At 45.9% G+C, this 20,463-nt stretch carries 23 protein-coding genes and 3 tRNA genes; 2 read left to right on the forward strand and 24 right to left on the reverse strand.

Going from position 1 to position 20,463, the window contains the following annotated elements:
* The 14 genes from GX019_02480 to GX019_02545 form a co-directional block, all read right to left on the reverse strand.
* Window positions 1-308, reverse strand: a 308-nt coding sequence (locus GX019_02480; GenBank protein ID HHT36025.1) for a glycoside hydrolase family 28 protein, incomplete at its 3' end; no start/stop codon positions are given.
* Window positions 298-453 carry a hypothetical protein gene (locus GX019_02485; GenBank protein HHT36026.1) on the reverse strand — a complete coding sequence of 52 codons (156 nt, stop codon included), beginning with the start codon at window positions 451-453 and terminating at the stop codon, window positions 298-300. The genes GX019_02480 and GX019_02485, both read right to left, overlap by 11 nt.
* Before the next feature lie 228 nt (window positions 454-681).
* Window positions 682-1,593 (reverse strand): quinate 5-dehydrogenase, encoded by a 912-nt coding sequence (locus tag GX019_02490; protein HHT36027.1) that lies wholly within the window; start codon window positions 1,591-1,593, stop codon window positions 682-684.
* Window positions 1,594-1,595: 2 nt separating this feature from the next.
* Window positions 1,596-2,126 (reverse strand): helix-turn-helix transcriptional regulator, encoded by a 531-nt coding sequence (locus GX019_02495; protein HHT36028.1) that lies wholly within the window; start codon window positions 2,124-2,126, stop codon window positions 1,596-1,598.
* Window positions 2,127-2,240: 114 nt separating this feature from the next.
* Window positions 2,241-3,191 carry a tRNA dihydrouridine synthase DusB gene (gene dusB, locus GX019_02500; protein ID HHT36029.1) on the reverse strand — a complete coding sequence of 317 codons (951 nt, stop codon included), beginning with the start codon at window positions 3,189-3,191 and terminating at the stop codon, window positions 2,241-2,243.
* Between the two features lie 48 nt (window positions 3,192-3,239).
* Window positions 3,240-3,452, reverse strand: a complete 213-nt coding sequence (rpmE, locus tag GX019_02505) for a 50S ribosomal protein L31 (GenBank protein HHT36030.1) — start codon at window positions 3,450-3,452, stop codon at window positions 3,240-3,242.
* A gap of 79 nt (window positions 3,453-3,531) precedes the next feature.
* A complete protein-coding gene (locus GX019_02510; GenBank protein ID HHT36031.1) occupies window positions 3,532-4,668 on the reverse strand; it encodes a peptidoglycan DD-metalloendopeptidase family protein in 1,137 nt (378 codons plus the stop codon).
* A gap of 62 nt (window positions 4,669-4,730) precedes the next feature.
* Window positions 4,731-5,999, reverse strand: a complete 1,269-nt coding sequence (locus tag GX019_02515; GenBank protein ID HHT36032.1) for a transcription termination factor Rho — start codon at window positions 5,997-5,999, stop codon at window positions 4,731-4,733.
* Between the two features lie 55 nt (window positions 6,000-6,054).
* Window positions 6,055-6,909: a class II fructose-1,6-bisphosphate aldolase gene (locus GX019_02520; GenBank protein HHT36033.1), complete on the reverse strand. Its 855-nt coding sequence runs from the start codon at window positions 6,907-6,909 to the stop codon at window positions 6,055-6,057.
* Between the two features lie 14 nt (window positions 6,910-6,923).
* Window positions 6,924-7,520, reverse strand: a complete 597-nt coding sequence (locus GX019_02525; GenBank protein ID HHT36034.1) for a hypothetical protein — start codon at window positions 7,518-7,520, stop codon at window positions 6,924-6,926.
* Between the two features lie 62 nt (window positions 7,521-7,582).
* Window positions 7,583-8,005, reverse strand: coding sequence for a hypothetical protein (locus GX019_02530; protein HHT36035.1), 423 nt, complete (start codon window positions 8,003-8,005; stop codon window positions 7,583-7,585).
* Window positions 8,006-8,071: 66 nt separating this feature from the next.
* Window positions 8,072-9,682: a CTP synthase gene (locus GX019_02535; GenBank protein HHT36036.1), complete on the reverse strand. Its 1,611-nt coding sequence runs from the start codon at window positions 9,680-9,682 to the stop codon at window positions 8,072-8,074.
* A 14-nt stretch (window positions 9,683-9,696) separates the two neighbouring features.
* Window positions 9,697-10,392 carry a DUF624 domain-containing protein gene (locus GX019_02540; protein ID HHT36037.1) on the reverse strand — a complete coding sequence of 232 codons (696 nt, stop codon included), beginning with the start codon at window positions 10,390-10,392 and terminating at the stop codon, window positions 9,697-9,699.
* 12 nt (window positions 10,393-10,404) lie between these two features.
* Window positions 10,405-12,081, reverse strand: coding sequence for an arginine--tRNA ligase (locus GX019_02545; GenBank protein HHT36038.1), 1,677 nt, complete (start codon window positions 12,079-12,081; stop codon window positions 10,405-10,407).
* A 108-nt stretch (window positions 12,082-12,189) separates the two neighbouring features.
* Here GX019_02545 and GX019_02550 point away from each other — a divergent pair, with 108 nt between their 5' ends.
* On the forward strand, window positions 12,190-12,432 hold the full coding sequence (locus GX019_02550) for a hypothetical protein (protein ID HHT36039.1): 243 nt from the start codon (window positions 12,190-12,192) through the stop codon (window positions 12,430-12,432).
* A 22-nt stretch (window positions 12,433-12,454) separates the two neighbouring features.
* On the opposite strand, the gene GX019_02555 is transcribed toward GX019_02550, so the two are convergent.
* The 8 genes from GX019_02555 to GX019_02590 form a co-directional block, all read right to left on the reverse strand.
* Window positions 12,455-13,105, reverse strand: coding sequence for a redox-sensing transcriptional repressor Rex (locus GX019_02555; protein ID HHT36040.1), 651 nt, complete (start codon window positions 13,103-13,105; stop codon window positions 12,455-12,457).
* A gap of 84 nt (window positions 13,106-13,189) precedes the next feature.
* Window positions 13,190-13,669 (reverse strand): 23S rRNA (pseudouridine(1915)-N(3))-methyltransferase RlmH, encoded by a 480-nt coding sequence (rlmH, locus tag GX019_02560; GenBank protein ID HHT36041.1) that lies wholly within the window; start codon window positions 13,667-13,669, stop codon window positions 13,190-13,192.
* A gap of 44 nt (window positions 13,670-13,713) precedes the next feature.
* The gene (locus tag GX019_02565) at window positions 13,714-14,775 is read right to left on the reverse strand and encodes a trypsin-like serine protease (protein ID HHT36042.1); all 1,062 of its coding nucleotides are present in this window, start codon (window positions 14,773-14,775) and stop codon (window positions 13,714-13,716) included.
* Window positions 14,776-14,840: 65 nt separating this feature from the next.
* Window positions 14,841-17,012, reverse strand: a complete 2,172-nt coding sequence (locus GX019_02570; GenBank protein ID HHT36043.1) for an MCE family protein — start codon at window positions 17,010-17,012, stop codon at window positions 14,841-14,843.
* Window positions 17,012-17,752, reverse strand: a complete 741-nt coding sequence (locus tag GX019_02575; GenBank protein ID HHT36044.1) for an ABC transporter ATP-binding protein — start codon at window positions 17,750-17,752, stop codon at window positions 17,012-17,014. Before GX019_02575 ends, GX019_02570 begins: the two co-directional genes overlap by 1 nt.
* Window positions 17,753-17,768: 16 nt before the next feature.
* Window positions 17,769-18,506 carry an ABC transporter permease gene (locus GX019_02580; protein ID HHT36045.1) on the reverse strand — a complete coding sequence of 246 codons (738 nt, stop codon included), beginning with the start codon at window positions 18,504-18,506 and terminating at the stop codon, window positions 17,769-17,771.
* Window positions 18,507-18,621: 115 nt separating this feature from the next.
* Window positions 18,622-19,506, reverse strand: a complete 885-nt coding sequence (folD, locus tag GX019_02585; GenBank protein ID HHT36046.1) for a bifunctional methylenetetrahydrofolate dehydrogenase/methenyltetrahydrofolate cyclohydrolase FolD — start codon at window positions 19,504-19,506, stop codon at window positions 18,622-18,624.
* Between the two features lie 68 nt (window positions 19,507-19,574).
* A tRNA-Arg gene (locus tag GX019_02590) sits at window positions 19,575-19,649 on the reverse strand.
* A gap of 84 nt (window positions 19,650-19,733) precedes the next feature.
* Between GX019_02590 and GX019_02595 the strand changes: the two genes are divergently transcribed.
* Window positions 19,734-19,809 (forward strand) — tRNA-Gly (locus GX019_02595).
* A gap of 38 nt (window positions 19,810-19,847) precedes the next feature.
* On the opposite strand, the gene GX019_02600 is transcribed toward GX019_02595, so the two are convergent.
* Both GX019_02600 and GX019_02605 read right to left on the reverse strand, forming a co-directional pair.
* A complete protein-coding gene (locus GX019_02600; protein HHT36047.1) occupies window positions 19,848-20,237 on the reverse strand; it encodes an FMN-binding protein in 390 nt (129 codons plus the stop codon).
* Window positions 20,238-20,337: 100 nt separating this feature from the next.
* Window positions 20,338-20,413: transfer RNA gene (locus tag GX019_02605), tRNA-Glu, on the reverse strand.
* Between the last annotated feature and the right edge of the window lie 50 nt (window positions 20,414-20,463).

A 20,463-nucleotide genomic window follows, 5' to 3' on the forward strand; every position in this document is an offset into this window, starting at 1 on the left:
AAAATAATATTTTCATAATTGCTTCCATCTTTCATATACAGTGCCAGCCCAACATTGCTGCGGATTACGCAGTTAGAAAAAGTAATGTTTTTTACATCACCAATTGCTTCAGTTCCAAGCTTTAGTGCTGCGTGACGAGAACTTAGGATACAGTTTGTAACCGTGATGTTCTCGCTCAGATCGCCTTCCGTGCTTTTGATAACGATGGAGTCATCCCCGGTAGTAATCTTGCAGTCACTGATGGTTACATTGCGGCATCCATCCGGGTCGATTCCATCTGTATTGATTTGCTGCTGGTTAGCGGAAATCGTCGCCTGTTAACGGAGCATTCTTCCCACCGTCAATTATTCCTTCACCGGAAATTGTAACATTCTCAGCCTTGTCGGCAAATATCAGTGCTTGAATCTGGCCTGGCAGGTTGCCAAAGGGTGTTTTACCGGCAATGTAAAGCAAGCCCCACAACCAAAATAATAATTGATAAAAACTTTCCTTTACTCTGTTCCATCGCTGTTCCTCCTAGAACCAAGCAACCACTTGCCACCCACCACGGCAACCAGTATGGTACCATTTGGTTTCATCTAAATGCTACCACTTTGTTCCAAATCTGTCAACAAAAATTAATCTTTCTATTACATGTGTTGCTTAAAACAAAAAAGCCCGCCCTTTTCAGGACGAGCAGTGCTAATTCAATTCTTCAATGCGGGGTTGAAACTCTAGCTTCTCTAACAGATCATTATAGTCATCCGGCCGAATCCGATCTAAACTTCTTTCCATAAACGCTACCATCATTGCTTCCATTACATTTGTTCCAAATGAACGGCCCTGGATTTCAGGAGTGGTAGTAATCAAGCGTTTAATTCCACTGGAGCGGAGAGGTTCTAAATCCGCCTGAGTGACAGTATTGGTAATAATTGTTTTTCCACTCATTTGCTCCGGCAGATATTTTTTGATCATGTGAAAATCTCCGGCAATGATGTCTGCCCATTCGTAATACTTCTTAAAGCTGCTGTCAGGATACCGCTCTTCCTGCTTCTCACCAATAGGATAAATCAGTTTAAAAGGAAGCTGAACCACGATTGGAGCAGCAATAGGAGCAATTACGTTGTGCAGCAATTTTAGGCTGTACAAAGGAATCGGCATTCCTAGAGCAAAAATAATGTCACCGTACATAGTTTTACAGCCGATATCATGAAAGGCTTCCGCCATCCCAAAGCGGTCCATGGCACTTACCATTAAAACCTTCTTATCGCGAAGCAGTTCGGGACGAATTTCCATTAGCTGATAAATCACACGGCGTTCCAGTGTGTTTTTTAATCCTGAACCATCGACCATCGGGGTTTTCTCAGCTGCTCGGGCTATTTTTTTGGCTTCTCTAAAAGTATAACGCCGTTTACCGCCCCAAATCCAAATGTCGATGCCACCCATGCCGAATGCATCAACTCTACCGTCTAAACTGCGGATCAACTCAATCGCTTTATTAATGTCCCCATCGGTGCCCTTCCGCTCTAGACGAAAACTCTGCCCTAGAAAACTCACCTCTGCCACGTGATCGCGTTTGCTCGAACCAATACTGACACTCACTATGTGCTTCATCGTTAATTTCCACCCTTTATTTCTAAGATTAACCTAGTTAAATCTTCGGGCCTGTAGTACACATCCTGCTTGATCGGCGATTCTCCTATTTCGACTCCGATAACTGCATCACCAAAGAGAGCCTCCGCTAATCGGATCCGCATATCAGAGCCGATCATCACCACAGTTTCAAAATCCTGGAGATTAGCTATTATCTTCATCAGGTTGTTCATTAAAGCGAGGCCGTTTACTGACTCAACAAAATGCCAGCGTTCCTCATCTGTCATCAGCAGCGCATAATCAACGCCGAGTTTCTTACAGACATCTTCCAATTCACCTTTATTTTCCAGCGGGAAGCCAATTACCGCCATCCTTCCTCCCTTGCGGACTTCTCCTAAAGTTTCGAGGCGGGAGACGAACGTGCGATCGACCCCAATCTGATTGGCAGCTTCCTGCTGCGATAAGCCTGCCGATCTGAGGGCGAGGATTCGATCAACAGCGCGATAAAGCTTTTCGCGGCTGACCAACTTGTCGCCGATTCGAACAAAATCCATGGCAGCGTCCTCCTGTGCACACTATTGTACACATAAATCATATCAGATTCTAATTTTACGGGCAAGCACAATTAAAACAAGCTGACTGGAGGAACCCCCTCACAGTATCGCAGACTATATCTCCATTAAGCTGTTGAGCAGAGCTTCTACATCTTCATAAGTGCTTACCTGATTCATCGCTGCCCGCACCTTACTGGAGTTAGGCACACCTTTAAGATACCACGCTAAATGCGACCGCATTTCTCTTACTGCTCGCTCTTCACCCTGCAGCTCTATTTTTAATTTGAGATGATCCAAGGCCACTGCCAACCGCTCTCTCAAGCTTGGCTCAGGCAGTAATTCCCCTGTTTCTAGATAGTGCTTGATGTGCTTAAGCAGCCAAGGCTTACCGAGCACTCCACGCCCAACCATGATGTGATCGCAGCCGGATTGCACTATCATTTCTGCAGCCTTTTGCGGCGAATCCACATCTCCGTTGCCTACTACCGGAATATTCACCGCTTCTTTAACCCGGCGGATCCATTCCCAATCAGCCTCACCGCTGTAAAACTGCTCCCTGGTTCGAGCATGCACTGCAATCCAGTGCGCACCAGCTTTTTCAATCTGCTCAGCAATCTCCACACAGTTAATGCTGTCCCGATCCCAACCGATCCGAATTTTTACTGTTACAGGAACAGTAGCGCTCTCGACTACTGCCGCTACAATTTCACTCACCAGCGTCGGTTCCTTTAAGAGCGCAGCACCATCACCATTTTTTACTATTTTCGGCGTCGGACAACCCATGTTCAGATCAATCATATCAGGCTGATAATGCTCAACAGCAATTAATGCCGCTTGAGATAGAATTTTCGGATCATGTCCAAACAGCTGAACAGCAATTGGGCGCTCACGGGGATCCGACTCCAGCAGGATTTTGGTATTTTTATTATCATAAATTAAGCCTTGGGCAGAGATCATTTCACTGACCACTAAATCGCACCCAAAGCTCTTGACAGTTAATCGGAAAGCTAAATCTGTTGCACCTGCCATTGGAGCAAGAATTACCAAATAAATCACCAACCTCATAAAAAACTAAAAGCAGGGGAGTCCCCCTGCTTAAAGATATCCAGAAAATTAATTCTCACTCTGTAAATCGTATTTTTTGAGAAAGCGTTCGATTCGACCGCCACTGCTGGCCACTTTTTGGCGCTGTCCTGTATAGAATGGGTGGCATTTCGAACAAACTTCAACCCGAATTTCCTTTTTTGTTGATTTAGTAACAAAGGTCTCTCCACAAGCACAAGCAACTGTTGCTTCTCCGTAGTTTGGATGGATACCTTCTTTCATCGCCTTCACCTCACTCTCTCAATACACCATTCCCAATTATATCATAGGAGAGTTAATGGAACAAGCATTAATTGCACCATTAATCTTTCAAGTATTTATAAGGATCAACAGGATTACCTTTAAATCTGATCTCAAAATGGACATGAGGTCCTGTCGAAGTACCGGTATTACCGCTGTAGGCAATAATGTCTCCTCGCTTAACCTGCTGGCCTACTTTAACAGCCAAGCGCGAGTTGTGGGCATAACGTGTTTCAATCTGATTACCATGATCGATGTAAACAACTAACCCATAGCCGCCGTTATCGCCGGAAAAAGTAACCCTACCGTCAGCCGCAGCCCTAACTGGAGTCCCTGTGACAACCGCCACATCAAGACCATTATGCATTCTGCCCCACCGGGCACCAAAATGCGATGAAATTCTTCCCTTCACCGGCCAATCAAAAGCTTTCTGCAGCTGACCGTTAACAACCAGCGCATCTTTAACCAGCAGCTGAGTTGCGCCGGGAATTACAATTTCCATACCGGGTTGAATTGTAGATGGATTAGAGATCTTGTTGGCATCTACTATTTCAACCAGGGAAACTCCATAACGCTGCGCAATTTCCCATAAACTTTCTCCGTGTCCGACTTTGTGCAGTACACCTTTAACGGTTAAAATCTTTAACTCCTGCCCAACTCGGATCCGATTACTGTTTTGAATATTATTAGCTGAAGTAATTTGGCTGACAGTAATCCCATACGAATTGGCTATATCCCATAAGGTTTCACCTGAGCGAACAGTATGAATTAATACAGTTGGTTTCTCCCGCTCAACATTAGGACTGGGTATCTGCGTCTGAGGAATTAAGTTCTCGTCCACCTTAGCAACAGGTTTGGCAGTGCGGCTTTCATCCACAGCTTCCGCGGCAGATTGATCTGAACTTGGACCAGCTGCAGCAGAGCTTTCATCTTGACCGTTATCTACAACAGCACTGCTGGCGACTTTTACAGGATCTGGATTATCAAGTTCTGGTAGATCATATGCAGTTGTATCATCCTCTAAAATTTCCGTGTTGATTTCTGCCTTGTGGGATTGAACCGGAGAATCATCGAACTCCTCCCATTCAAATCCACCAATATTTAACCTGCTATCTAAGTGCCCAATTAATGACAAACTAAATAGGGCCATAAGCACAAATAAAGATAATGGCCTTAGATAGCGCCGCCGACCATTCATAGTTTTCCTCCTCTGCCATACCCTTACACAAAATCTTTTCTACATATATTTGCAAATTCCTCTTAAGTATTCCTCAAATTCTCCGCAAAACTAGAATTAATTATTAAATCTACAAGCTCCGCATTAGATTTGGTATTCGTCAATCTTTCTAAAAGCAAATCCAAAGTTTCCGCTGTACCCAAGGTCCCCATGGCCTTGCGGAGAATCCACATTGCTTCGAGCTCTTCGCTGTTGAGGAGCAGTTCTTCTTTACGGGTTCCGGACCGGTAAACATCAATTGCCGGAAACATGCGCCGCTCAGCTAGTTTGCGGTCCAGATGCAGCTCCATATTTCCTGTCCCCTTAAACTCTTCATAAATCACATCATCCATGCGGCTTCCAGTTTCAATCAGCGCTGTAGCCAAGATTGTCAGGCTGCCCTGCTCTTCAAGTTTACGCGCAGCTCCGAAAAATCGCTTTGGACGGTGAAGGGCTGCCGGATCAACACCTCCCGAAAGGGTGCGGCCACTGGGGGGTACTACCAAGTTATGGGCGCGGGCAAGCCTGGTGATGCTGTCAAGGAGAATCACCACATCTTTGCCGGACTCAACTAACCGTTTTGCCCGCTCTAGCACAATATCCGCTACACGAACATGGTTTTCTGGGGGTAAGTCAAAAGTTGAGCTGATTACCTCACCATTAACAGAGCGCTGCATATCAGTTACTTCCTCTGGTCTTTCATCAATCAACAGCACTATCAGTTCGATATCCGGGTGATTTGCAGTAATTGCATTGGCTAATTGTTTCAAAATTGTAGTTTTACCAGCTTTTGGAGGAGCAACAATCATTCCGCGCTGGCCTAAGCCTAATGGGGCAATTACATCAATAAGTCGGGTAGTAATTTCGGTGGGTTCGGTCTCTAACCGTAAGCGTTGGTTAGGATAAATCGGAGTTAATTCATCAAAATGGGGTCTCTTAGTCGCTAACTCTGGATTTGACAGGTTGATCGCAATAACCCTCAGCAGGGCGTAATATCTTTCGCCATCCTTCGGAGGTCGCACCTGTCCGAGCACTTCGTCTCCAACTCGCATATTAAAGCGTCGAATCTGAGAAGGGGAGACATATACATCATCAACACCAGGCGTGTAGTTGTCAACTCTTAAAAAACCAAATCCATCCGGCATAATTTCTAATATTCCACTGATAAACAGCAGCCCGTCCTGCTCCGTTTCTGCTTTGAGTATCTGGATGATTAGATCCTTTTTTCGCAAATTAGAATACGGGATTGATAACTTTTTAGCAATAGACTGAAGGTCAGCCGTCGTCATGCTTTCCAATTCAGCAATTTCCAAACAATGAACACCTCATTTCCAGTGGATTGGATCCGCAGATCCAATCCACAAACTCCTACGCTCTACCAGCCGAGCCAAACAGCTTCATTTTAGCTATTACAGCTTTTTTCATTGCCGCTTTAGCTGGCCCAAGAATCTTGCGGGGATCGATTTCATTCGGATTTGCATTAAGAGTATCTTTTACTGCCTGCGAAAATGATACGCGCAGATCTGTATCAATATTGATCTTGACGATCCCGTAAGAGATAGCTTTTTGAATGGCTTCATCTGGAACTCCGGAAGCTCCATGGAGCACCAGTGGAGTATCAATTCTGCTGGCGATTTCGTTCAACCGCTGAAAATCTAACTTTGGCTCTCCTTTGTATACTCCGTGAGCAGTGCCAATGGCAATGGCCAAAGCATCGCAATTGGTCCGTTCTACAAACTCGGCGGCTTCATCAGGATCAGTCATGAGAGCGTCGTGAGCTGCTACTACAACATCATCTTCAACACCACTGATTTTACCAAGCTCAGCCTCTACCGAGACACCATTAGGATGAGCTACTTCCACAACCTTTTTGGTAACAGCAATATTTTCTTCAAATGACAGCTGTGAACCATCGATCATGACTGCCGAAAAACCATGGCGGATACAGCGCACAACCTGAGCAAAGTCAGTTCCATGATCAAGATTCAAGGCTAAAGGAACCTTAGCCTTGGCAGCTGCGAGCTTACCCATTTCCGCTATGTACTCAATTCCGGCGTACTTTAATCCGCCTTGACTGGCTTGGATAATAACAGGAGATTTAACTTCTTCGGCTGCTTCAACAATTGCCTGTAAGATCTCCATGTTATTTACATTGAAAGCACCTACAGCGTATTTTCCTCGTCTCGCCTCTTGAAATAATTCCTTCGCTGATACTAACAACAAAAACTCCCCCTCAATCAGCGAATTGGCTTAAGCCATTCGCCTAAATATGTATATGATGCCGGTTTCATCCTCAGTTCCGACAGACTGTACAGTCTAACAATATCTTCTTCACTCACAGCACTCATTAAAATTGCGCTTCCACAGTTAGAGCAGACTAGCTCAACTTTATCAGGATAAACGTCGATTCCCACTGAAGGGTTGCTGCAGGTACAGCCAATTTTATGCGCAGAAGCTAATTTTTGCAAGTAAGCTAAAATTTCAGTCATAATTTCCGGAGCAAAAAAATCATCAGGTTCAAGAAAATCGCTGTCAAAATCAGTTGCAGCCTCTTCAACACTTTTTTTCTCGCCGAAAAAGCCTAAAACATCTCCTTCTTCCGGAGAATAGAACGTAAGCAGCGGCGCTGACCAGAAATCTCTAAATGTAAACAGCAGCCGTACTCCCTCCCCCGATGGAGTCAGTAAACTCACTTCGTAGCGGCGGTGATGTTTCGTAATCTGAGCTTGCGTAAAGCCGCAAATACAATGAAACGCCCGAGGAGAACTAGACAGTTGGAACAGCGAAAAGTTATGGTAATGCAGTTCTTCACAAGCTGGACAATATATAGCCATAGTTCTCTCTCCAGAAAGCAGCAATTTACACTTCCCCCTATCTTTTCTCTTGCTAATATTCGCTATAAATCGGCGGATCCCTCTATGACTGTGGGGGATTGTTCCATATCTTTAACAGTGCCAAAGATATCATAGTAGATCAGATAAGCTCCAGATTGGTCTTGAATTTCATCGATGGTGTAGTTGACAAGCATCAGTACCACTCGGCCTTGATCATTAAAAAAGAACAGTCCGTCTTGAAAGCAGCCTTCGGCAATAGGTCGGGCAGAAACAAGCGAAGTCGGGATACCGTTTCTGTAAATCTGGGCGCTGCTGTCCAGAACAAAAATATCCATTTGACCGCCGATCACCACCCGCACCTTATGCTGCTCCGGAAACACTTCAATAATCTCGCCATATTTAAAACTGGTACTGTTTCCAAAAGCTGTCTGAGGAGCAAGTGCCATCAGCGCAAATACGATCACCAAAACCTTTAGATATCTCATTATGCATACCCCTTTCTATCAGAGAGTATGCAACGAGATTTGCCATTTTATGCAAAAAAGGTCAGATTATAGCTCTGACCCCTGTTTTTTAAGCGCTGCTCCCACAAAACCTTTGAATAAAGGATGGGGATTATTCGGTCTTGATTTGAACTCAGGATGGAACTGGCATGCCACGAACCAAGGATGATCCGGAAGTTCAATCACCTCTACCAAAACACCGTCGGGCGATACTCCCGCAAACAGCATTCCATGCTCTTCCATCAGTTTACGATAAGCATTGTTAAACTCGTATCTGTGGCGGTGTCTTTCCTGAACTGTATCGGACTGATAGAGCTGCCAGCTCTTGGACCCGCGGTCTAAAACGCAGGGATAGAGTCCAAGCCGCATTGTGCCGCCTTTGTTGACCTGATTCTGCTGGTCCGGCATTAAAGCAATTACCTGTTCTCCACCATCTTTAAACTCAGAGCTGTTAGCATTTTCCAATCCGCAAACGGATCGGGCAAACTCAATTACTGCGCACTGCATGCCCATGCAGATTCCCAAGAAGGGAATGTTATTTTCCCGCGCATAGCGCACAGCATTAATTTTACCTTCAATTCCTCTTGAGCCAAACCCACCGGGAACTAAAATGGCGTCTACTTCAGTCAGCGGACTCGCATTGATATCGCCTGACTCCAGACTCTCTGCTTCCACCCAAACAATCTCCACATCGGTGCGTTCTGCAAATCCAGCATGGCGCAGAGCTTCAACTGCACTCAAATATGCATCGGGTAGAGCCACATATTTCCCAACAATTGCCACTTTAACCTTGTGCTTAGGATTCTTAATTGCTTCCACAAGCTGCTCCCATTCCCGCATATCCAGCTCGCCGCAGTCAAGGTTCAGTTTTTCGCAGACAATGCGGTCCAAACCCTCCCCGGCCAACAGCAGTGGGACCTCATAGATGGAAGAAACATCCGTATTGGGGATTACAGCTTCTTTTTCAATATCACAGAACAGAGCAATCTTCGCCCTAACATCTTCAGGCAGCTCTGATTCGCTTCTGCAGACAATAATATCGGGCTGAATACCGATCGAACGCAGCTCCTTAACGCTGTGCTGCGTGGGTTTCGTCTTCAGCTCTTTAGCAGTTTGAATATAAGGCACAAGCGTTACGTGAATATACAGGCACGAGTCTCTGCCGATATCACTTTTAAATTGGCGGATCGCTTCTAAAAATGGCAGGCTTTCAATATCACCAACAGTTCCACCGATTTCAACGATGACGACATCCGCCTCACTGTCTGCAGCTACGCATTTGATCCGCTCTTTGATTTCATTAGTAATATGAGGGATTACCTGCACTGTCTCGCCGAGATAATCACCCCGCCTTTCTTTCGACAGCACGGACCAATAGATTTTGCCTGTTGTAACATTGCACCGTCTGGATAGATTAGTATCGATAAAGCGCTCATAATGACCAAGATCCAAGTCAGTCTCTGCACCATCATCGGTTACAAAAACTTCTCCGTGCTGAAACGGGCTCATCGTGCCGGGGTCTACATTAATGTATGGATCCAGCTTTAAACTGGTTACTTTTAAACCGCGATTTTTCAATAGTCTACCAAGCGATGCTGCAGTTATCCCTTTTCCCAGGCTGGAAACTACACCGCCGGTTACAAAAATATACTTGGTCATTGCGAGCATCCTCCTTACTCCACTTCTTTACTATGACCATTACTATATTTTTCCAATAATTCTACCATAATAAGGTTCTGCATGAGACTTATTACGGTGAACCACAAAATTACAAATGGAATTACTAAAAACAAAGAAATAAACGTCAGCAGACCGCATACTAACAGCAGGATAAGACTGACCAATAGGTTGTCCACAACCAACATTGCCGAACGTTTGATTATTGTCCATACGCCAAGATCGTACTGTACCAAAAATGGAAATACGAACTGCGCCACAAGCAGCCAGAACAGCGCTAAATACAGCCACATTCCTGTAATAACGCGCATTATGAACGAGGCACTGCCTGAGGTAATCGTAAAATTAACCACGATCAAAAGGATCGTAACGATACCTATCAGCACCAATCCCTGACTGCGCCAAAAATATTTTTTAAAGGCCTGGATAAATTCACTTACTGAAAGCTCATCATGGCGAATAATCTGGTTGATCAAATGCTGGATGGCAGCAGTGACCGGTCCTAACAGAAACAGGGATGCTGCCACACATATCAAAAACCACACCAGATTGTCGCTGGTGATTGAATTAATGAACATCGGCAGAAGCCACAGGAAAAACCAGGCTAGGTTCAGCACAATTAAAGTCGTGAAGTGATCCCAACTGGCTTTCAAGGCCTGCAAAATCAGCTTACCAGCTTGTGAGATGCCCATAGGAGACCTCCTCTACATCCGTTCCGGTGCAGAAATACCCATCAGCTGCAGTACTCTCTGCAGCACTATCCGCACACAGTTAACCAACACTAACCGGGCATCTCTAAGCGCATCCTGCTCACCCAAGATATGGCAGTGTGTGTAGAATGAATGGAACAAACCGGCCAAGTCTAAGGCATAGCGAGCAATTCGATGAGGAGCTCTTTCTACTGCTGCAGTTAAAATTTCATCTGGCAGCTCGGCTAGTTTTTTGATTAAATCTATTTCCAATTCTTGGTTTAACAGCTTACATTCAACTGTGTTAATAGACTTAACCCCTATATTCTGCTGCTCAGCTTGAGCCAAAATGCTGCAGATCCGGGCATGAGCATACTGGATATAGTAGACAGGATTCTCATTGCTCTGTTCCGCAGCTAAAGTCAGATCAAAGTCCAAATGCGAGTCTAAACTGCGCATTACAAAGAAATAACGGGCTGCATCTCTGCCAACTTCATCCAACAGGTCCTGCAGACTGATAAACTCCCCGGCCCGTTTGGACATTTTTACCTGCTGACCATCTCTCAGGAGAGCTACATACTGGAGAATCAAGATTTCAAGAGCATCTTCCGGATAGCCCAGTGCCTGAACAGCAGCTTTCATTCTGGCTATATAGCCGTGGTGATCCGGTCCTAAAATATCGATCAGCTTTGTAAAACCGCGCTGCAGCTTATTATAATGGTAAGCAATGTCCGCAGTTACATAAGTGTAAGTACCGTCATTTTTAATAATTACTCTGTCTTTATCATCGCCAAAATCAGTGGAGCGGAACCACAGTGCGCCCTCGGCTTCGTACATATAGCCGCGGTCTGTCAGAATCTGGATAATCTCTTCCAGCTTATTGGCGCTGTGCAGGTCCTGCTCCCTAAACCAGCGATCAAATTCTACATTGAACTTAGCCAAGTCCGCTTTTTGGGATTCAACCATTTGATCAATACCCCAAGTGCGGCAGTATTCCAGCTGCTCTTCCTCGCTCATCTGATCAAAATCAACCGCTTCTGCTTTCAACTTCTTCGCCAGATCAGTTACATATTCACCGGGATAACCATCTTCTGGGAATGGATAGCTCGGATCTTCCAACTGACGGTAGCGAGCCAGTAAGGAGCGGCCGAAAACTTCTGTCTGCACTCCGGCGTCATTGACATAATATTCTGTCGCTACATCATATCCAACTGCTTCAAATAGGTTTGCCAAGGTATCCCCAATGGCAGCAGCCCGGGCATTAACGACATTCATCGGCCCGACAGGATTAGCACTGACAAACTCCAGCAGGAGTTTTTCGCCTCCGCCGTGTTCGGAAGCTCCATAGCTCAGCTGCTGGGTTTCGATTGCTTCCAGCACATCGTATAACCACTGCTTTGTCAGGAAAAAATTAATGAAACCCGGACCGGCAACTTCGATCTTCTCAATTACATCATGCGAGCGCAAAAGCGCAGCAATCTTTTCAGCAAGATCTCTTGGTTTCATGCCGACAGGTTTCGCCAAAACAAGTGCTATATTTGATGCAAAATCACCATGAGCTTTATCCTTTGGTATTTCCAAAGATACTTCCGGCAGTTCTGCAAGCTGCAAGTTTTCCTGGACAATCAGCTGTTTTAAGGCGGTCTTAATCAGTGCTGCTAATTCTTGCTTCTGATTGGATAATATATTCATCACTGACATCCTTCCACACGATACAAACTTACCCTGAATAGTATATCAAAAATATAGATGAAAATAAACTTTTTTTTAGGATAAAATAGTTTTACGGGAGTGATTGCAATGGATTACATGAATGAGCAGGAATATACGCAAGCATGCTTGTTCCGGATCAGAGAAGCACTGGCAACGACAAAGGCATGGTGGGAGTCCAACCTATCACTGAATCAGGATAAAATCAACCGCACAATCAGCATGCTCCAGGATACAATCGACGAACTAAACTATTTCCGCGAGAAACTTGGCGGTTATGAGGTCGATGCCAACAAGGACCACATGGTCACCGCGGGACTGTATGAAAGGTAAAAGCCAGGAAGTCAACCCTGGCTTATATTTGTTCTTCGCTTAGATAATAGGCTAAACGCTGCAGCTCAAGCGTTAAATCAGCGCTGGCAACTTGAACATGCTCAGGAACATTCAATTTGATTGGCGCAAAGTTAAGAATTGCCCCCACGCCACCTCTAACCAGCTGCACTGCCACATCTTGAGCCGCATCTGCGGGAACCGTGATAATCGCCATTTTCACATTGTTTTCCCGCACAAAGTTTTCCAGCTCATCTAAGGAACGGACTTCAATCCCCTCGAAGATCCTTCCCAGCTTGGTAGGGTCATGATCGAACAGCCCGATGATCTTTAAGTTAAAACTGTCGTCAGTGTTATACCTGCGAATATTATAACGAGCCAAAGCAATACCTAAACTTCCAGCTCCTACGAGGACAACTTTATGTTCCTTGTCTAAATTCAAAATCCGCTTCAACTCTCTGCGCAGAAACTCTACTTCATATCCTACACCCTGCTTCCCGAATTCTCCGAACCAGGCTAAATCTTTGCGAACCAAAGCTGAACCAACTCCGGCTTTGTCGCCCAATTCTTGGGAAGAAATCATCTGAGTTTCTCCGACTCGCGCCACTTCATCTAAAACACGAAGGTAAAGCGGCAGTCTGCGAACAACTGCATCAGAAATCTTATTCCATCTCAATGGTTCTCCACTCCCTCCCTGTCTAATTATGTATTTCGTTAATTTCTTTTTATTTCCTGCTTCGACCCGTGTCGAAAGTATCAATCATTTATGATATTTCTCATTACGCATGATTGTCATAGCACGATAGACCTGCTCTACAAGGATCAATCGCATCAGCTGGTGAGGAAAAGTCATTTTCGAAAATGAGAGAATGTAATCGGAGCGGTTAATGACCGATTCTGCTAATCCTAAGGCTCCGCCAATAATCAATGCAATATTGCCCTGCCCATATAAACCCCGCTCCTCTAAAAGTGCGGCTAATTCTCGAGAACTCAGCTGTTTTCCTTTTCGATCAAGCGCAATCACATAATACCGATCTGGAATCGCAGCTAAAATCCGATCTGCTTCTTTTTCCATCACAGCCTGAGCATTTTTTTCACTTAATGGCTCCGTAAACGACTCATCCTTAACCTCTTTAATTTCTACTTTAGCATAGGCCTTAAGCCGCTTTAGATATTCATTAATGCCTGCCGTAAAAAACTTTTCCCGCACCTTCCCCACACAGATAATCAAAATATTCATCCCGATCCTCCCCCAAAAAATAATCCAGGGTTTATATCCCTGGATCAAAGTCGAACCTCAGCCTGCTGTCGTTCTTCACCACGATAGTACTCAAGCTGGAGAATTCCGCCAAACCCGGTATTCTGCACCGCATCCCTAAGCTCCCGCATTCCGGCAATCTCCTGCCCATTTACCGCTACGATGATGTCTCCCGCCCGCAGTCCAGCCTTGTCGGCAGGACTGTCGCTGATCACTCTCGTGATAAAGGCTCCGCGTTCCACCGCAATTTTCACATCGGTCTGATCGCGAATTGTTTCAGCCAAAGCAGGAAACAGCGAACCTCCCAACACTCCTAAACGCAGCGGCTTACCATGTTCAATAATCTGATCGGCAATCAGTTTAGCGCTGGAGGACGGAATCGCAAAGCCAATGCCCTGTGCTTGAGCAATAATGGCGGTATTGATTCCGATCACTTGGCTGTTGAGATCTACGAGCGGTCCTCCTGAGTTACCCGGATTGATCGCTGCGTCCGTCTGAATCATTCCCTCTAGATAGCGGTTGTTCTCTGGATCGACCAGTAAATCCCGGTTGACAGCACTGACAACACCGTTTGTTACAGTATTGTCCTGCCCGAGGGGATTGCCGATGGCTATCACCTGCTGTCCGACTCGAATTTCATTGGAGTTGCCCAGGGAAACCACCGGCAGATCCTGAGCTTCTATCTTCAATACCGCTAAATCTGACAGCTCATCGCTGCCGACAATTTCTGCCGTAAAGCTGCGTCCATCCTGGAGCCTGACTGTGATTTGATCCGCATCAGCAACCACATGATGGTTGGTAAGTATATATCCGTCCGCTCGGTAAATTACACCTGAACCAATGCCCTGCTGCTCTTCCAGCGTCTGGAAGAAAAATTGATCCACAACAACCTTGGCCGAGGTTTCGATCTTAACTGTAGCCGGTCCTACATTCTGTACTACCCTTACTACCGGTTCTTCCCAATTACCCCTCTGCTCCTGTGACTCTACCCCATCCTCAATGGGAATCTGCGCCGGCTGCCTTAGAAGCCAGCCAAAGGAAACTATGGAAACAACCAGTAAGAAAACAACTGCTGCTTTTTTAACCAAAGGTACACCCCCTTTTGTGATGTACCTTTAGTTTAACCAAATTCAGCTGTTAACTTGTGAGCAAACTAAAATCGCCGCTCGATTCCAATTCTCCATCCTTCCTGATGAAGCACATCTTCCAGCACTAAGCCGATTACCCAATCCGGCGTCCACGAGTAGTCCGCCTGCAGGGTAAGGGTAGGGGTTCCAGTTGTCAAATCCTTTAACTCCGCGGTTAAACCCCATTTATCGGTAACCTGCCCATCTAAACCAATACCTAAACTGGTATCGATAATTCCATAGCGCTGCCGCAGGATTCCGGTTTGACGGCCGTACTGAAGCTGCAGATGGTTTCCTTCATTTCCTAAAATATCGCTAATGCCCACTAAGATAAAGGAATTGCCATCCTGCGGCCAAAATTCAAAATCGATGTTGGCCATTAAGCGCCGATCCGGTGACAGGCTGTAGTGAGCGCTCCAATTTGATTTGATATTAACCTTTTCACCCATAGTCTTAACTTTTTCAATGTCCTCATTCAGCTTTTGAATTGTGGCTATAGTATCCTGCAGATCAGAAAATACTCCTGAGTCTGAGCTGATGCTGGTCGATATTTTGGTTAAAACCTGAGTCAGTTCACCTGTTCCAGCTTCAATATTAGCTAGCGTTGTTCTAAGATTTTGCGCAGTTTCTCCTTCGGCGGTTACATCCTCAATAAAGAGATTTATGCTGGCGATGCTCTGCTCAACCCCAGCTACAATACTTTTAATGTTGTTCAATGCCAGCAGTGATTCGCCGCTGAAACTCTGCACATCAGCGTTCAGCTGAACGATCATGGTGTTGATCTCTTTTGTTACCGCGTGAACATTAGCAGAAATACCTTCTAAATCTGCCATAACCGCTGCTACGCTCTCGGGATCAACCGCAGTGCTGACTTCTTTTAGATTTACAACCACATCATTTACTCCGGCCAGCAGTTCATCCAGTTTTAAGCTCGCCAGTGTATGGGAAAAGCTGTGTAAATCCTCAGTTACACCTGAGAGCAGCGCTTCAAAGTCAAACGCAGCCAGTTCGCCGGTAAAGTCTGCCAGCTGCGCAGCCATGTCATTCCAGCCGATACTGCTGAGCTCACCGGTTACCACCTGCAGATCAGCCACAATCTGTTCAATCGGCAGCTGAGTTAATTTGACACTTAGATCATGAATGTTGCTGCCAATATCGGCAATCGGCACATTGGTAAGATTGTCAGCGACAAGCTGCAGGTCAGATGCAATTTCCTTTAGTGGAACTTCAGCTAACTGGGCTGTAAACTGAGCGATTTCTTCGCCGCGCTTATCGAGTTCAAGCCCTTTGATCTGGGCAGTAACAACCATGATCTCATCAACGAGCGGCTGAATCTCAACTGCAGCCAGCATTGCTGTAAACTGTTTCAAATCAGATTCGATCGCTGCCAAATCTATAGCAGCCAGCTGCTGGGTAAGCTGCTGCACATCTTCTGCCAGTTCTTTTAAAGGTATAGTATTCAGCTGTGACGCAAACTGATTGAACTTATTAATCGGATCAACCAAATTGACGCTGGCCAGCTGTTGAGAAAATCTTTGAATATCAGCAAAAGTTGAGCGCAGATCTAGCTCTGGAATCTGCTCAGTCAATACCGAAACATCGTCAACCACGGTTTGGACGGTGACAGCCACGTTCGCAACTTGGTCAACCGCAGTTTTCAAGCTTTCAACGGTATCTTTAAGCAGCAGTCCAGCTTCAGCTATACTCGCTTGAATCTCATCAGAAGCGGTTATTTCAGTAATTGAAGCGATAACCTGGTTAAGACTGCGCAGACCTCTCTCTACTTCATGAATCATGCTGTCAATACTGACCGGATTTACTCCGGCGATAACTCCCGTAATATCTAATGGCTCTTGGGCTTGACCCGGCTGGATCTCAATATATTTGTCGCCCAAAACCCCCGAAGTTGCGATTACAAATCGAGAATCCGCAGGGATAATCAGTTCCCGATCTAAACGTATCTGCACCAGTACCGCGCTGCTGGCAAGCTGCACCGCAGTAACATTGCCAACATTAACACCGGCATAGCGAACCGGCGCTCCTTCAAGCAGTCCATCGACATTCTGATAGCTCAGCGTCAGCTCAACTGATTCTCCACGTTTAAAATCAATTCTACCCACAGCCATAGCCATGGTGGCAAACAAAATTATACTTAACAGCACGGTCACTCCCGCTTTTATCTCTGGCGATAACTGCATTAATACCCCCCCTGTCCAGCATGGCCTCCAGCCAGAAACTTCTTCACTAACGGCATATCAGCAGTTTTCATTTCATCAGGTGTTCCCACAAAAATGATTTCACCATTGTTCAAAAGTGCAATTCGGTCCGCAATCTCGAAAGCACCCGCTAAATCGTGGGTCACCACTACCGAAGTTACTCTCAGCTGCTGGTTTAGATCTTTAATGAGCTGAAGAATAGTGTTGCTCGTCATTGGATCCAAACCCGAAGTTGGCTCATCGTACAGAATAGCCTGCGGTTTCATGGCAATTGCCCTTGCCAAGCCCACCCGCTTCTGCATGCCGCCGCTGAGTTCAGCCGGCATCTTATTTTCAATCCCGCTGAGACCGACTAAAGCTAAAGTTTCCTTGATTCTATTGGCCAGTTCAGCCTTGGTAAGTTTTTCCTTTCGCCAAGCAAAACCGACATTTTCGGCCACTGTAAGAGAGTCAAATAATGCAGCTGATTGGAATACCATGCCCACCTGCCTGCGGACTTGAGTCAGTTCTTGCTCAGAAGCTCTGCTGATATCTCTGCCATCAACGATTACAGCACCAGAAGTAGGACGAATCAATCCGTTTAACAAGCGCAGAATCGTACTCTTCCCGGCTCCGCTTAAACCCATAATGACAAAGATCTCGCTTGGCTCGATCGAAAGATTGATCTTTTTTAAGATCTCATTACCATCAGCACTAAAACAAACATCTTTTAGATTGAACATTTCTTGTCCTCCATACCTACCACATCAAGGCTGAGAGAAAATAATTAGATATAAAAATTCCGATCATACTGCTGACCACAGCCGCGATAGTGGCTGTCCCCACACCCTGAGCGCCCCGATCAGTTTTAAGGCCGTACACACATCCGCAAACAGCAACAATAATGCCAAACACTGCTGCTTTAATTAGACTGCAGCTGATGTCATAAAACCTGATTGAGCGAATTGAAGACTGATAAAACACCCTCGGTATAATGCCAACCTGATTGACCGCAACTACATAGCCGCCAAACATCCCGATTAAATGGGCAAAAACAGTCAAAGCCGGCACCATGATCATGCAGGCTAAGAATCGCGGAGCAACCAAATACTGCACTGGGCTGGTTGCCAGCGCCTTTAACGCATCAATCTGCTCAGTGACTTTCATCGTTCCAATTTCGGCTGCAATCGCCGAACCGGCGCGTCCGGCAACAACGACTCCAGTTAACACCGCTCCTAATTCTCTGATAATTGCAAGCCCAAGCAGCTGTCCAATTAATGACTCTGCACCAAAAGATTTCAATTCCTGAGCCACCTGCAGAGAAAACACCATACCGGTAAATCCATTTATAACCAGCACCAATGGGATCGATCTTACCCCTAACTCCACCATCTGTTTGGCAGTGCTTCTTACTTCAACATCACCACGAATTATGTAGTAGATTGTTTCGAAAATCAGCCTAGCAACCTCACCTATACGTTCGAGCAATTTAATCATTGGATGAACTCCTCGATAATTACATATATTAACTTAATCATATATTCTTGAAAGCCTGATAGAACTCCTGCGAAAAAAAGACGCCTGCCATGATCGGAAGCGTCTCTGGTCTATCTTATTGTACAGCTGATACTGTATTTGTCAGCAGCATCGCAATAGTCATGGGACCAACTCCGCCCGGCACCGGTGTTATCCACCCAGCTACTTCTTTAACATTTTCAAAGTCAACATCGCCGACTGTCTTTTTACCCCGCCGGTTGATGCCGACATCAATCACAACAGCGCCAGGCTTGACCCAATCAGCTTTCACCATCTCCGGCTGTCCCACCGCTGCCACTAGGATATCGGCCTGCCTGCACTCAGCAATCAGATCTTTCGTCCTTGAGTGGCAGATAGTGACGGTTGCATTTCGCTGAAGGAGCAACTGAGCCACCGGCTTGCCGACAATGTTGCTGCGTCCAATCACAACCGCCTTTTTTCCGGCCGGATCGAAGTTGATTTCATCAAGCATTCTCATAATTCCCGCTGGAGTGCAGGGAACATATGCTTTGGTTCCAATGCACAATCTCCCGACATTAATCGGATGGAATCCATCCACATCCTTATCCGGACTGATGCGCATAATAACCGCTTCTTCGTCTAGGTGATCCGGAAGCGGAAGCTGCACTAAAATTCCATGTATCTTTGGATCATGGTTGAGCTCATCAACTAAAGCCAAGAGCTTATCCTGAGTAGTATCAGCAGGCAGTCTGTGCTCCTCTGAATAGATGCCCACCTCTTGGCAGGCCTTCTGCTTCATGCTGACATACAAGCGTGAAGCTGGATTGTCTCCAACCAGCACTACCGCCAAACCAGGTCTAGCTTTGCCCTCGGCCAGCAGTTCCAGGATTTTTTGAGCAAGGCCGCTGCGAATGCCTTGGGCAATTCGCTTGCCATCAATTATCCTTGCAGACACATCGATCTCCTCCTTGCTGCATTTTATTGCTACTTGCTTCTGCATATTCCCCGCATTTCCTGCATAAAAAAACCGTGAAACATCTCACTGTTTCACGGTACTAAGCTTCAAAATGGCGCGCCTAGCAGGACTCGAACCTGCGCACCCGGCTCCGGAGGCCGGTGCTCTATCCTCTGAGCTATAGGCGCACAACCAAAACTAATTATACCACCCGAAGATCAGTTCGTCAAGAATTGTCTTTTCATAGAGTTGTGGTACAATATTGTTGTCAGGCGGATGTAGCTCAATTGGTAGAGTATCGGCTTCCCAAGCCGAGGGCTGCGGGTTCGAGACCCGTCATCCGCTCCAGAGTATAGATACTTGGCTCCATTAGGAGCCTTGTTTTTTTATCCCGCTGCTTTCTTTAAAGCTTCTTTAGCTGCCTCCTTGAATATCTCGCCAGTCCCAGTCGCTTCGGAAATAGTGTCAACCTTGTCAGGGTTCTGCTTTTCAATCAGCTGCTTTTCATATTCGGGAACCGCTTCAACCGCCTGCTGCCAGGGGTAATCAGCGCCTTTAGGCTTTCCGTCACTGCCGTATTCAACAAAATCAACTGCAGTGATCTTTCCATTCTCAATCTTGATCTCAATTGTGCCATAATTGCCGTGAGCGTCCTCTGCTGTTCTCGCCTCGTATGTTCCGTCCTGATAGGTCACAGCTCCTCTGCGGCTGTTTAGGTACCACGCACCGCCAATTATCAGTGCCGCAACAACAATGGCAATCCAAGTTCTATTCACAATTATTCCCTCCGTTTTTGACTAGTGTTCGCCAAAACAAGGGAAGATATTCCGTTATGAAAAAAACTCTTTCCAGTTACTGGAAAGAGTTTTTAAGCAATGGCACCCCCAACCGGATTTGAACCGGTGCCTTCGCCGTGAAAGGGCGGTGTCCTAGGCCGCTAGACGATGGGGGCGTGGTGAGCCATCCGCGACTCGAACGCGGGACACCCGGATTAAAAGTCCG

Source organism: Bacillota bacterium (assembly GCA_012837335.1).
GTDB lineage: Bacteria > Bacillota > Limnochordia > Darwinibacteriales > DTU012 > DTU012.